The sequence below is a fragment of the Pseudomonas sp. 43A genome, from assembly GCF_013363935.1.
GTDB classification, from domain to species: Bacteria; Pseudomonadota; Gammaproteobacteria; order Pseudomonadales; family Pseudomonadaceae; genus Aquipseudomonas; species Aquipseudomonas crudilactis.
The window spans coordinates 4771805-4785504 of sequence record NZ_CP054880.1; the positions used below are offsets into that span (position 1 = coordinate 4771805).

The following is a 13700-nucleotide window of genomic DNA, read 5'->3' on the forward strand; positions in this document are numbered from 1 at the left end:
TCAGGCCGACAATCCGGCTTCTTGCAGATATTGGCTGCGGTTGACGAACATCTCGCGGGGCATTTCCACAACCTCCATCGACAGCGACTCGACGTCCGGCAATAAAGCGACCAGCGCCGCCACGGTCGCCGAGGCCAGACGCCGGCGCTGTTCAACGCTGCGCCCGGACAACACTGACAGCACGACGTGGACAAAATCGTCCGCGCCCGCGCCGCAGCGGTAATGCGCGAATGTATTGAGCCGCACCTTGATGTCGCCGGCCTTGAACAGGCCGAAGGCATCGAGGGCGTCATGCACGGTAGCGAGCAGGGTTTGCTCGCCAACACGTCGGGCCAGGGTTTGCGGGCAATCGATAAGGCAATGCGGCATGTCGCGCTCCTTGATGGATCGGTTCAACCAGCGAGCTGGCGCACCGATTCCTGACTGAAATCACGACTGGCCTGCACCAGCATCCGCGTGTAGGCGTGGCTTGCCAGATCCTGGCTGAGCGCCTGACTGTCGAGCAGCTCGACGATCTTGCCCTGCTGCATCACCGCCACCCGATCACACAGGTGCGTGACCACGCCCAGATCGTGAGTGACCATCAGGTAGGTGAGTTTCTCGCGTCGGCGCAAATCCGCCAGCAGATTGAGAATCTCTGCCTGCACCGAGACATCCAGCGCCGAGGTCGGCTCATCGAGCAGCAACACGCGTGGCTCGAGAATCAGCGCACGGGCAATCGCCACCCGCTGGCGCTGGCCACCGGACAACTGGTGCGGATAGCGAAAACGGTAACTGTCGTTCAGACCGACCTTGAGCAGGATCTCGTTGATCCGGTCGTCCTTGTCGCGCACGCCGTGAATAATCAGCGGCTCACGCAGGGCCGTGTCGACGGTGTGGCGCGGATGCAGCGAGCCGTAAGGGTCCTGGAACACCATCTGCACCTGACCGAAATGCTCCTTGGGAATCTTGTGCTGCAACGGCGCGCCGGCAATGCTCAACTCGCCGGTCCAGTGCCGGTACTGCCCGGCCAGGCAGCGCAATACGGTGGTCTTGCCGGAGCCGGACTCCCCCACCAGGCCGAAGGATTCGCCGTCGGCGACACTGAGGTTGACGTCGTGCAGCACCTGATTGAGGGCCGGGCCGGCGCCGAAACTCAGGTTCAGCGCGTGTGCTTGGATCATGGACATGGTCGATTCCTCAGCAAGTCAGCCACAGTGGATCGCGTTGCAACACCGGCAACCGTTCGCGACGGTTGTCCATGCTCGGCAATGCCGCCATCAGGCCTCGGGTATAGGGATGTTGTGCATGTTGCAGGTCACCGGCGGCCAGCGATTCGACCACCCTGCCGGCGTACATCACCAACACGCGGTCGCAGTAATTGCGCACAAGGTTGAGGTCGTGACTGACGAAAATCAGACCCATTTCCTGCTGCTCGACCAGTTCTTCCAGCACGTTGAGCACTTGCTGACGCACCGACACATCAAGGGCCGAGGTCGGCTCGTCGGCGATGATCACTTGCGGACGGGTAATGACCATCATCGCGATCATGATGCGCTGGCCCATACCACCGGAGACCTCATGCGGGTACAGGTTGTAGACCCGTTGCGGATCACGGATATGCACTTTTTCGAGCATTTCCAGCACCCGCTCGCGGGCCTCGCTGCGGCTGGCCTTGTGGTGCGCCAGATACGCCTCGGCAATCTGATCGCCGACCTTGACCACCGGGTTCAGCGAGTATTTCGGGTCCTGCATGATCATCGAAATGCGCTGGCCACGAATCTTCTGCATGACCTTTTCGCCGGCCGACAGCAGATCGACTTCACCGAACTGCATGGCCTTGGCAGTGATCCGCGCGCTGGCCGGGTGCAGCTTGAGCAGGCTGCGACCGACCGTCGATTTGCCCGAGCCCGACTCACCGACAATGGCGAGTTTTTCCCGCCCGAGGGTGAATGACACGTCACGCACGGCGTGGGTTTCTTTCTGAGCATTGACGAAGCGCACATTGAGCCCTTCGACGTTCAATTTGATTGCAGACATACAGCCTCCGATTACTCGCTGCGCGGATCAAGAATGTCCCGCAGGCCGTCGCCCAACAGGTTGAAAGCCAGGCTGACCAACATGATTGCGGCCCCCGGAACAGCCACCAGCCACCAGCACTCGAGCATGTAGCGGCGCCCGGTGGAAATCATCGCGCCCCACTCCGGCGACGGCGCTTGCGCACCGAGACCAAGAAAGCCTAAAGCCGCTGCGGTGAGGATGATCCCGGCCATGTTCATGGTCAGGCGGATGATCACCGACGACATGCACATCGGCACGATGTGCCGCAGGATGATTCGCGTGGACGAAGCCCCTTGCAGCTCGACCGCCACGACGAAGTCAGCCTTGCGCAACGACAGGGTTTCCGCCCGCGCCAGTCGCGCGATCGGTGGCCACGACGTCAGCGCAATCGCGACCACCGCGTGTTCCAGGCCCGGACCGAGCGCAGCGATGAACGCCAGTGCCAGCACCAGGCTGGGGAAGGAAATGAAGATGTCGGTCAGGCGCATGAACACCGTGTCGACCACACCACCGTAGTAGCCGGAGACGGTGCCGATAAACAGCCCGATCGGGCCGACGATCACGGTCACCAGGGTGATGATGTACAGCGTGATGCGCGAGCCGTAGACCAGCCGACTGAAGATATCCCGGCCGTATTCATCGGTACCGAACCAGTGGGCAGCGCCCGGCGCCTGCAGGGCATTGGCGAGGTTTTGCGCCACCGGATCATGGGTGGCGATCCACGGCGCAAACAGCGCCACCACTACCAGCACCAGCGCGACCAGCAATCCGGCCAGGGTCATCGGGTTGCGCAACAAGTGCCGCAAGACTTTCAGGGCACTTTTGCAGAAGGCGTCGAAGCTGGATCCGGGGGTACGATCCAACCGCCGCTTGGCGCTCGAATCTGTAGAAGACATGTTGGCAATCATGGGCATGTTCTCGGATTGAATTGAGGATCACCCGGCGCATACGCCGACGCACCGGGCAGCGTTCAGCGTTGTTTGTAGACACCCAGATAACGCGTCGCCTCGGCATCATCACCGGCAAAACCCTTGACGTCGGCGGCGCTGACCACGGTGTCGGTCATCTGCGAAATCATCATGATCGGGCCGACCTGCTCGTCGTAGATTTTCTGTGCCTGGTGATACAGGTTCAGGCGCTGGCCGGCATCGCGTTCGACCCCGGCCTGATCAATCAGGCTATTGAGCTGCGGGCTGAAAAACGACGCGCGCCAGCCCTGGAAATTCGGCAGGCCGGCGTCATCGCTGTTGTTGGGGTTGTAGGCAAACGTACGCAGGCTGAAATACGGATGCGGATAGCGCTCGGCCCCACGCGCAACGATGATGTCGAAGTTGCGCGCACGCATCGCGCCGTACACCTGGTTGCCAGTGCCGTTGACAATGCTGGCCTTGATCCCGCCCTCGGCCAGCGTCGCTTGCAGACGCGCGGCGATGTCGATGAAGGGCGGCTCTGACAATGTGCGAATGGTCGTGCTGAAGCCGTCCGGATAACCCGCTTCGGCGAGGAGTTTTTTCGCCTTGGCGACGTCCATGCGATACCCCGGATCCGGCAGGCGCGCCGCCAGACTGAGTTGCATCGGCTGCTGATTCAGCTGGCCGTAATACGGCATCACCTGTTCGTCGAGGCCCTTGTAGTCGATCAGGTTGCGCACCGCTTCGCGCACTTTGGGATTGGCAAATTCGGGCTGTTTCATGCTCAGCGCGACGTAGTACATAGTGCCGCGCGGCAGTGACTGCACGTGGATTTTTTCCGAACCGTCGATGGCGCGGATGTCCGGTGCGGCCATGCCGTACGCGAGATCGAGGTCACCGCGTTCCAGCATCAGGCGCAGCGACTGCGATTCGGTCATGTGCCGCACCACCACCCGTTTGAGCTTGGCAGCACCGCCCCAATAACCGTCGAAGCGGCTCAGCAACAGCGAGTCGTTCGCTGTCCATTTGCTCAGCACAAACGGTCCGCTGCCGGCCTCGTTGGTCACCAGCCAGTTAGCACCGAGGTCAGCGTTTTTCTCATGCGCCAACGCTGTTTTGCGATCGATCACCACCGCGCTTGGCGAGATCGCCAGCGAGTCGATCAATAACAGTGGGTCCATGGTTTGCGGCAAGTCGACGACCAGCGTGTGGGTATCGCTGGCGCGGATCAGTGACTGAATGTTGTCGACGTTATAACCGTAGGCTTTCCAGGTCGTGGCCAGACCGAAATTCAGCTTCATCACCCGGTACAGCGACCAGGCCACGTCTTCGGCGGTCAGCGGATTGCCGGAGTGAAACTTGACGTCCTGACGCAAATGAAAGGTTATCTGCTTGCCGTCGTCGCTGATCGTCCAGCGCTCGGCCAGTTGCGGCAGATGCTGTTCCGGATTGCCCTGATCTCGCTTGACCAGGGTGTCGTAAAGATTGGCATTGACGCCGGAAGCGTCGAGGCCCGGCGCGTTGGCCGGATCGATGGAAAACAGGTTGACCATGCTCATGCCGACGATCAGTTGATCGGCCGGCGTCTTGGCGCTGGCCTGGGTCATCGGCACCAGCGCCAGGATCGCCGCCAACAGGCCAGCGTGCAGTTTGGTAAATGCAGTCGTCATTGAAAAATCCTTCTTTTTATAATTTTTAGTGCTGCTGCCAAGCGTGTTAACGGGTGCGCGGGTCGAAGACCTTGTACAAGGCATCGCTGATCAGGTTGAGCGCGACAAAAATCAAACCGATCACCAGCACACAACCCATCACCGCGTTCATGTCGCCGAGCATCAGGCTGCTGGTCAGGTACTGGCCGAAACCCGGCCAGGCAAAGACCGTTTCGATCAGCACCGCGCCTTCGAGCAGCGAGCCGTAAGCCAGCGCCACTACTGTCAGCAGTTGCACGAGGATGTTGCGAAAGGCGTGACCCCAGACCACCTGGCGGCGCGACAAACCCTTGACCCGAGCGGTGATGATGTATTCCTGAGACAGTTGCTCGAGCATGAAGCTGCGGGTCATCCGACTGATGTAAGCCACCGAGTTCAGCCCGAGGATCAGCGCCGGCAAAACGATGTGGCGCAAGGCGCTGGCGAAGGCTTCCCAATCACCCGCCAGGCTCGTATCGATCAGCAACAGCCCGGTGACTTCGGGCACCATGCCGTCGTACGCCAGGTCGATGCGACCGGCACCCCCGGCCCAGCCGAGCCAGGCGTAAAACACCAGCAAGCCCATCATGCCCAGCCAGAAAATCGGCGTGGAATAGCCGAACAGAGTTATCACTCGCGCGACATGATCGCCCAGTCGCCCTTGATTACTCGCCGCGCAGACGCCCAGCGGCAAGCCGATCAGCACACCGAAAAGGATGGCCAGGGTCGCCAGTTCGATGGTGGCCGGGAACACCCGGCGGATGTCATCGAGCACCGGGTGCCCGGTCAACAGCGCGTTGCCGAAATTGCCGTGCAGCAAGTCGTTGAGGTATAGGCCGAACTGGGTCCAGATCGGCTTGTCCAGCCCCATCGCCCGGTACACCTGATCGTAGGTCGAACTGTCGGCATCCGGCCCGACCACCGCCAGCACCGGATCGAGCGGCATCACCCGACCGATGATAAACGTCAGCGCCAACAGGCCCAGTAACGTCACCAGTACCGTGCTGGCACGCCGCGCAGTATTGGAGGCGCGGGCTCCCATGGCAGAGGCAGTCATAACAAACATAGTCAGCTCCTGATAAAACGGTCACCGGTGCACCCGGCACGCGAAGTTCATCCGTGCATTTCAGCGTTTTTTGTAGACGTCTTTGTAGCGCGTGGTCGCGGCCGTGTGCCCTTGGAAATCGGCAACATCGGCGTAGACCAGCACCGTGTCGGTCATCTGCGAGACCGGCAGAATCGCGCCCACTTGCTGATCGAGTTGCTGCTGGATGTCCTGATACTGCGCCTGCTGTTTCTGCGCATCGGGCTCGACTTCGGCACTCTCGATCAACTGATTCAACTCGGGACTGTAGAACGAAGTGCGCCAGCCCTGGAAGTTGCTCAGCTTGGCTTCGTCACGGTTATCCGGGTTGTACACCAGCGTGCGCAGGCTCGAATGAGGATGACGTTCGGCGCCGCCACCGCCACGGCCGACGATGATGTCGAAACTGCGCTCACGCATGGCGCCGTAGATCTGGTTACCGGTGCCGGTGATGATGCTGGCTTCGATCCCGGCCTGCGCCAGCGTCGATTGCAGGTTGGAGGCAATATTGATGAACGGCGGCTCGGCCAGCACGCGAATACTGGTCTTGAACCCGTTGGGGTAACCGGCTTCGGCGAGGAGTTTTTTTGCCTCATCGACATTCAGTCGATAACCGGGATCCGGCAAGCGCGCGGCCAATCCCAACGGCATCGGCCGCTGATTGATCACGCCGTAGTGCGGCATGACAGTCTGGTTGATGCCTTGGTAGTCGATCAACGAGCGCACAGCCTTGCGCACGCGCGCGTCGGCGAACATCGGCTGCTTCACACTCAGTGCGACGTAATACAGCGTGCCGCGTTGCAGGGTTTGCGTGCGGACCTTGTCGCTGTTCTGCAAGGCCTGGATGTCCGGCGCCGACATGCCTTTGGCGATGTCGAGGTCGCCCCGTTCGATCATCAGACGCAACGACTGCGACTCGGTCATGTTGCGCATGACGATGCGCTTGAGCTTGGCCGGGCCACCCCAGTAACCGTCGAAACGGCTCATCAGAATCACATCGTTGGCCCGCCAGTCATTGAGCACGAAGGCACCACTGCCGGCGGCGTGCGTCACCAGCCAGGCGGCGCCCAGGTCATTGTTCTTCTGGTGTTCGAGGACTTTTTTGCGATCAAGAATGAAGGCGCTTGGCGACGTCGCCAGCGTGTTGAGCACCAACTGCGGGTCGGTTGGTCGCGGCAGTTCAATGACGAAGGTATTGGCATCGGTCGCGCGCATCGAACGCTCGACATTCTCGGCGGTAAACCCGTAAGCCTTCCAGGTCGACGCCAATGCGAGATTGAGTTTGAGCACGCGCTGCAACGACCAGGCGACGTCTTCGGCGCTCAAAGGGTTGCCCGATTGAAATTGCACGCCCTGGCGCAGATTGAAGGTCAGGGTCTTGCGGTCGTCGCTGACTTGCCAGCGCTCGGCGAGAGCCGGCAACAGCCGATCCGGCGCAGCGACGTCTTGCACCAGCAACATGTCATAGAGGTTGGCATTGATCTCCGACACGTCCAGGCCGGTGGCGGCTGCCGGGTCGAGGGACAGCAGATTGATCATGCTCATGCCGACGATCAATTGATCGGCCGGGGTTTTGGCATGGACGACAGGTAGCGCGGTCACCGTCAGGGTAGCCACCAGAACCCGCGCCCACAGCGAAGGAAGAATGTTCATAGAGAGAGTGCCTTTCTTATATTTATAGGGCTCTCGGACAGCCCGGCATGCACCGGGCAGCCCGCGTACACGTCAGAAGCTTTTAAGCGTGTTCATCTCGATGAAGTTGAAGTCGATGTCTTCGCCCAGACCCGGCAGGTCGGAAAGGTGCACAAAACCATCGCTGTCCATCGGGTCGACCAGGCGCTTGAGGTACGCCGGCACCTCGTCGTAATCCAGGTATGGGTGCAGCAAACCGCGCTCGTACCAGGTGCAGTTCTTGATCGCGCCGACCACCGTCAAGTTGGCTGCGCCGTTGCCATGGATTTCGCAATCCATGCCAAACGACTCGGCCATGTGCGCGACTTTCAGGCAAGGTCCGATCCCGCCGACCCCGGCGACGCCGGCACGCAGAATGTCGCAAACGTCGTGCTTGACCCAACTGGCCCGGCTCAGGTGTTTGCCGGACAAGGTTTCCGGCCCGAGTACCGGAATGTCCAGTTGCCCCGCCAGCCAGGCATAGGATTCGGCGGATTCTTCCATCATCGGTTCTTCGAACCAGGCGAAGTCGAGTTTTTCCAGTTCGCGTCCGATGTACAGCGCTTCGGTGCGGCTGTACCAGTGATAACCGTCGAGCATCAAGGCGATGTCCGGGCCCACCGCTTCGCGCACTGCCGCGCAGGCTTTGACGTCAATGCGCGGGCTCGGCGCGAACGAGACCGGCGGCATCCAGGTGTGCAATTTGATCGCCTTGTAGCCGCGCTTGACCAGCGTTTCGGCAAAGCGTCCGTAGTCTTCCGGCGTCGCCAGGCCCTCAGGCAATTCATCGCCGCACATGGTTGAACCGTAGGCCGGCACTTTGTCGCGAAAGCCGCCGATCAATTTGTGCACCGGTACGCCGAGCTTGCGCCCCGCCCAATCCCACAACGCCTGCTCGACCAACGCCAGCGCGCGATCAGTCAACTGGCTGGCGCTGCCACGCTGCCAGTGCGCCAGGTCATGCCAGATCTTTTCGCGATCAAAGGCGTTCTGCCCGACCAGCACCTTGCGCACAAAACCATCCAGCACATAAGGACGAATCAGCTCCGGCGCACCGAGGGCATAACCCTCCTTGCCGTCTTCAGTCTGGATGCGCAGCAACGCCATTTGCGCCTGACTGACATCACCGGGATGAGCATGACCGGCGCTGTCGACTGCGCGGCGGGTGGGATAGGAAAAAACCTGGACGTTGACTGCTGTGATTCTCATGGACGTCTTGAGCCTTCTTATTGGATTTGTGACAGGAGTGTCGTCGGTTGCGACCGATCATAGGTCATCGTACAACACTTGAAAAGACCCAATAACACCTCTTCTAATCGACGCCTTTGCGGCTAAACGTCCAGCAAAGCGCCATATTTAAAGATGACTACGGAATAACAGGACTTGCTTTATACCCCTATTCACAGGGCATATATGTATCAACATGTTTCTAAACTAGCAAAATCACGTAGACGAGTCATCTTGTCGTACGATAACTTATATCTGCGCCTCAAATGAGAGCCATACGCAACATCGCGGTGCCTGTAGTACTCGTCAAACGACCCTAACAAAAACAAAAAAGAAGACCGTATGAACACCACCCTACGCACGCTCGTCACTGTCGCGGCCCTCGGCCTGCCCTTCTCTGCCCACGCTGACTCTGCCAGTCTCAACTACCGCCATCAGTACACCGAAGAGGACAGCGCCCACGCCGACCGAATCAAGCTCAACTACCGCCTGGACAGTGGACTGGGGTTTGAGGCGGAGATGAAATACCGCACGGCCGGTGACCGCAAAGATGTCGCCTACGACAACATGGTCAACAACGGCCATGAGTTCACCGTGAGCTACAACTACAAGCTCAGCGCGCAGTCGACGCTGACCCCGGCGTTTCAGATGGACAGCTCCAAGGATGCGACCGCCTACAAGTTCGGCCTCAAGTACAACTACAAAATCGACGATGCCTTCTACGTAGCGACGCGCTATCGCCTGGACCTGCGCAAGCTCGATCGCGATCAGGTCAACAAAGACATGCCCGATCACTACAAGGATGACCAGACCACCCACCGCTTCGAAGGCTGGCTCGGCTACACGCCCGCCAACAAGTGGGCCTACGAATATCAGTTCATCTATTTCAAGACCGACTACATCCGCTACGACAACAAGAAGAACGACTACGAACAGAACCTGATCGTCAAATACAAGCTCACCAAACAATGGGCGCCCTTCATGGAAATCGGCGACATCAAAGTCGACTCCACCTCACCCGACCGCCAGGCTCGCTGGCGTCTGGGCGTGCAGTACAACTTCATGTAAGCCGCGCGCAGCTTTTGCCTGACGAGCGCGCATCGCTTGTCGGGCAGACACCCCGCCGCTCCCCCTTTCACCACCGCGTAATGGAAGACCCGAGCATGACCACACACGCTACGCAAGCCAAACCCTTCAACCGTATTCTGCTGACCGGCGCCGCCGGTGGGCTCGGCCAGATTCTGCGCGAAACCCTGCAGGTTCACGCCGACATCGTCCGCGCCTCGGACATCAGCGCGATGACGCCGAGCCGCGGCGCGCATGACGAAGTGATCAACTGCAATCTGAGCGACAAGGCCGCTGTCGCCGCGCTGGTCGAGGGCGTCGATGCCATCGTGCATTTGGGCGGGATCTCGGTGGAGCGATCCTTCGAAGAAATCCTCGAGGCGAATATTCGCGGCACCTTTCATGTTTATGAGGCCGCGCGCCTGCACGGGGTCAAGCGCATCGTGTTCGCCAGCTCCAACCACGTCACCGGTTTCTACTCGCAGGACGAACAGATCGACGCCCATTCGCCGCGTCGCCCGGACGGTTATTACGGCTTGTCGAAGGCTTACGGCGAGGACATGGCAACCTTCTATTTCCACCGCTATGGCATTGAAACAGTGAGCCTGCGCATCGGTTCCTCATTTCCCGAGCCGCGCAACGTGCGCATGCTGGCGACCTGGCTGAGCTATACCGATCTGGAGCATCTGATCGCCCGCGCACTATTGGCCAGCGATGTCGGGCACAGCGTGGTGTACGGGGTGTCCGCCAACCGTGATCAGTGGTGGAACAACCGGCACGCCGCGCATCTGGGCTTTGCACCGCAGGACAGCTCCGAAGCCTTTCGCGCACAGGTCGAACAACAACCGGCGCTCGCCGCCGACCATCCCGACCGCTTGTATCAGGGCGGCGCCTTTACCGCTGCTGGTCCGTTTGAAACGCCGGCGCAGACACGACCATGAATGCCGAACTGATTGTCGATGCGCGCAACGCCACCGGTGAAAGCCCGGTCTGGCAAGCCGATGAAAATGCTTTGTATTGGGTGGATATTCCGGCCGGTCGCTTGCATCGCTGGCAGTTCGACGGCCAGACCGACTGCTGGCAGGCGGACGAAATGCTCGCCTGTATCGCCCGCAGCGAAGCGGGACATTGGCTGGGCGCGCAGGAAAGTGGCCTGTTCAAACTGCGCCCGCAGGCTGACGGACGTCTGGCTGCGGAAGAGCTCATCGGCGTCGAGCACGCCCGCCCGCGCATGCGCTTCAATGATGGTCGCTGCGATCGTCAGGGACGCTTCTGGGCCAGCTCGATGCCAACCGCCATGGGTGCCGAAGCGGTCGGCGCGCTGTATCGCTACGACGCGCAAAACCCCAACGATGTATCGGTGCTGGCGCCGCAATTGGAGGAACTCGTGGTGCCCAACGGCCTGGCGTTCAGCCCCGACGGCCGCACCATGTACCTGTCCGATTCGCACCCGAGCCTGCAACTGATCTGGGCCTTCGATTACGACATCGACAGTGGCACGCCGCACAACCGCCGCGTGTTCGTCGACATGAACGACCACCCCGGTCGACCGGACGGTGCCGCCGTCGATTCACACGGCTGTTACTGGATCTGCGCAATTGATGCCGGCTTGGTGCTGCGCTTTACCCCGCAGGGGAAACTGGATCGCGCGCTGCCGGTGCCGGTGAAGAAACCGACGATGTGTGCCTTTGGCGGCCCTCGGCTCGACACTCTGTTTGTCACCTCGATTCGCCCGCAAGGCATCGACCTCGCCGATCAGCCACTGGCGGGCGGAGTCTTTGCCCTCAACCCGGGCGTTCAAGGCCTGCCCGAACCCAAGGCCCGCGCCTGAGGCTTCAGACGTTCAACGCCGCCGCGTCTGCAGCTTCGTAGGCACGGCGCAGACGCTCGCGGCTGTTGGACAGATGCAAACGCATGGCTGCGCGTGCGGCGTCGGAATCACGCCGGACAATCGCAATGTAAATGTCTTCATGCTCGCGACTGAGGCGCTCCAGATAGGGCTCCTTGCGGTCATTTTCCAGGCGCTTGGAATGCAGGCGTGTGCGCGGAAGAATGTTGGCGCCCAGGTGCAGCATGATGTCGGTGAAATAGCGGTTGCCGGTGGCCAGCGCAATTTGCTGGTGGAACTGGAAATCCGCCGACACGGCGTAGTCGACACTGACGGCGCGGGAATTGATGGCGTCCAGCGAATCACGCATCAATTGCAGCTGTTCATCGGTACGCCGCGCACACGCCAGGCCAGCGGCCTCGACCTCCAAAGTGATGCGCAATTCAAGCACCGCCAAGACATCCTGAAGCGTGACGATGCTGTCCGGATCAATGCGAAAACCGCTCGGGCTGGGTATGTCCTGAACAAAGGTGCCGATACCGTGACGGGTTTCCACCAGGCCTGCTGCCTGCAGACGCGATATCGCCTCACGCACGACCGTGCGACTGACGCCGTGCTCGGCCATGACCTGAGATTCAGTCGGCAGCTTCGTCGCGCGCGCGAGTTCGCCGCTGCAAATGCGTCGCGACAGCTCGGTGACCAGGTCCTCCGCCAGGCTGCGATGCCGGCGACGAACATTGGGTGTGGCGTTGGATCTGTCCATCAGCAACAAAAATCTCGAATTTTCGAATAATTACGCATCATAGCCCATTCAGTTGTACGACAACGCACCAGTTCAATGATAGGATTTCTCATGCAGCGGACGTTCGATTCGCTGCACTGGCGATAAGGACGTCCGCTCGAGAAACACGTGGAGACATCGCGTGTAAAACACTCAAGTTAATCAAGGATCTGATTACTCATGACAAAACCAACAACCTTCACGGCCTGCAAACTGGCCAGCGCCATCGTCGGCAGCCTGCTGTTTTCCAGCCTGCCTGCACAAGCGGCCGATATCTGGCTGGATGTTGCAACGACTGGCTGGGCCACGCAAAACGGTGGCACCAAGGGTGGCTCCAGAGCGGCAGCCAACAACATCTATACCGTGAAGAACGCTGCCGAACTGAAAGCCGCACTCAGCGCTTCGGTCGGCACCAACGGGCGCATCATCAAGATTACCGGGCCCATCGACATCAGCGAAGGCAAAGCTTATACGACGACCGCCGATATGAAAAAGCGCGGTCGTCTGGATATCCCGGGCAAGACGACCATCGTCGGTACGAGCAGCACGGCGGAGATCCGCGAGGGTTTCTTCTATGCCAAGGAAAACGATGTGATCATCCGCAACATCACCATCGAAAACCCGTGGGATCCGGAGCCGATCTGGGACGCCAATGACGGCAGCGCCGGCAACTGGAACTCCGAGTACGACGGGCTGACCATCGAAGGCGCCAACAATGTGTGGGTCGACCATGTCACCTTCACCGATGGCCGCCGCACCGATGACCAGAACGGCACCGCCAACGGTCGTCCAAAGCAACACCACGACGGCGCACTGGACGTGAAAAACGGTGCCAACTACGTGACCATTTCCTACTCGGCGTTCAAATCGCACGAGAAGAACAACCTGATCGGTTCCAGCGACAGCCGCACCACCGATGATGGCAAGCTCAAGGTCACGATCCACAACACCCTGTTCGAAAACATCTCCGCACGCGCGCCACGCGTTCGCTTCGGCCAGGTGCATCTGTACAACAACTATCACGTGGGCAGCACCAGCCATAAGGTCTACCCGTTTAGCTACGCGCACGGTGTCGGCAAAAACTCGAAGATTTTCTCCGAGAAAAACGCGTTCGAAATCTCCGGCATCAGCGGCTGCGACAAAATCGCCGGCGACTACGGTGGCAGCACCTACCTTGATCAGGGTTCTACGCTCAATGGCACCTTGCTGACCTGCAAGTGGGGCACCAACATCGGCTGGACCCCGCCTTACAGCTACACCCCGCTGAACGCGGACAAAGTCGCGGCCGACGTTAAGGCCAAGGCTGGCGCTGGCAAGATCTGATTGGTCGATGTAACCGCGTTAATGAAAAGCCCTCGGTGACGAGGGCTTTTTCATGTCTGCTTGAAGATGGTGCGGGGGTGGA

Annotated in this window: 13 protein-coding genes; 4 read left to right on the plus strand and 9 right to left on the minus strand. The window is 60.2% G+C overall.

Annotated features, from left to right (window positions below; translation table 11 throughout):
* The 8 genes from HUW52_RS20865 to HUW52_RS20900 form a co-directional block, all read right to left on the minus strand.
* Entirely contained in the window at positions 1 to 369 is a 369-nt protein-coding gene (locus tag HUW52_RS20865; RefSeq protein WP_175554786.1) for a 5-carboxymethyl-2-hydroxymuconate Delta-isomerase, read from the minus strand.
* Between the two features lie 23 nt (positions 370 to 392).
* Entirely contained in the window at positions 393 to 1169 is a 777-nt protein-coding gene (locus HUW52_RS20870; protein WP_175554787.1) for an ABC transporter ATP-binding protein, read from the minus strand.
* Between the two features lie 10 nt (positions 1170 to 1179).
* Positions 1180 to 2019: an ABC transporter ATP-binding protein gene (locus tag HUW52_RS20875; protein WP_026000816.1), complete on the minus strand. Its 840-nt coding sequence runs from the start codon at positions 2017 to 2019 to the stop codon at positions 1180 to 1182.
* Positions 2020 to 2030: 11 nt separating this feature from the next.
* Complete coding sequence (locus HUW52_RS20880) at positions 2031 to 2948, minus strand: ABC transporter permease (protein WP_038364768.1); 918 nt, start codon at positions 2946 to 2948, stop codon at positions 2031 to 2033.
* 62 nt (positions 2949 to 3010) lie between these two features.
* Entirely contained in the window at positions 3011 to 4621 is a 1611-nt protein-coding gene (locus HUW52_RS20885) for an ABC transporter substrate-binding protein (protein WP_175554788.1), read from the minus strand.
* 46 nt (positions 4622 to 4667) lie between these two features.
* On the minus strand, positions 4668 to 5681 hold the full coding sequence (locus tag HUW52_RS20890) for an ABC transporter permease (protein WP_371929264.1): 1014 nt from the start codon (positions 5679 to 5681) through the stop codon (positions 4668 to 4670).
* A gap of 84 nt (positions 5682 to 5765) precedes the next feature.
* Positions 5766 to 7376 (minus strand): ABC transporter substrate-binding protein, encoded by a 1611-nt coding sequence (locus HUW52_RS20895; RefSeq protein WP_175554790.1) that lies wholly within the window; start codon positions 7374 to 7376, stop codon positions 5766 to 5768.
* A gap of 72 nt (positions 7377 to 7448) precedes the next feature.
* Complete coding sequence (locus HUW52_RS20900) at positions 7449 to 8603, minus strand: mandelate racemase family protein (protein WP_008079679.1); 1155 nt, start codon at positions 8601 to 8603, stop codon at positions 7449 to 7451.
* Positions 8604 to 8963: 360 nt separating this feature from the next.
* Here HUW52_RS20900 and HUW52_RS20905 point away from each other — a divergent pair, with 360 nt between their 5' ends.
* The 3 genes from HUW52_RS20905 (at position 8964) to HUW52_RS20915 (ending at position 11517) form a co-directional block, all read left to right on the plus strand.
* A complete protein-coding gene (locus tag HUW52_RS20905) occupies positions 8964 to 9689 on the plus strand; it encodes an oligogalacturonate-specific porin KdgM family protein (protein ID WP_034152649.1) in 726 nt (241 codons plus the stop codon).
* Positions 9690 to 9784: 95 nt separating this feature from the next.
* Positions 9785 to 10627, plus strand: a complete 843-nt coding sequence (locus HUW52_RS20910; protein WP_175554791.1) for an NAD(P)-dependent oxidoreductase — start codon at positions 9785 to 9787, stop codon at positions 10625 to 10627.
* Positions 10624 to 11517 (plus strand): SMP-30/gluconolactonase/LRE family protein, encoded by an 894-nt coding sequence (locus HUW52_RS20915; protein WP_175554792.1) that lies wholly within the window; start codon positions 10624 to 10626, stop codon positions 11515 to 11517. The genes HUW52_RS20910 and HUW52_RS20915 overlap by 4 nt, the downstream gene beginning before the upstream one ends.
* Before the next feature lie 4 nt (positions 11518 to 11521).
* Here the strand turns inward: HUW52_RS20915 and HUW52_RS20920 are convergent, their stop codons facing one another.
* Positions 11522 to 12277, minus strand: a complete 756-nt coding sequence (locus tag HUW52_RS20920) for a FadR/GntR family transcriptional regulator (RefSeq protein WP_038364752.1) — start codon at positions 12275 to 12277, stop codon at positions 11522 to 11524.
* Positions 12278 to 12475: 198 nt separating this feature from the next.
* Here HUW52_RS20920 and HUW52_RS20925 point away from each other — a divergent pair, with 198 nt between their 5' ends.
* A complete protein-coding gene (locus tag HUW52_RS20925) occupies positions 12476 to 13618 on the plus strand; it encodes a polysaccharide lyase family 1 protein (RefSeq protein ID WP_175554793.1) in 1143 nt (380 codons plus the stop codon).
* Positions 13619 to 13700: the final 82 nt, after the last annotated feature.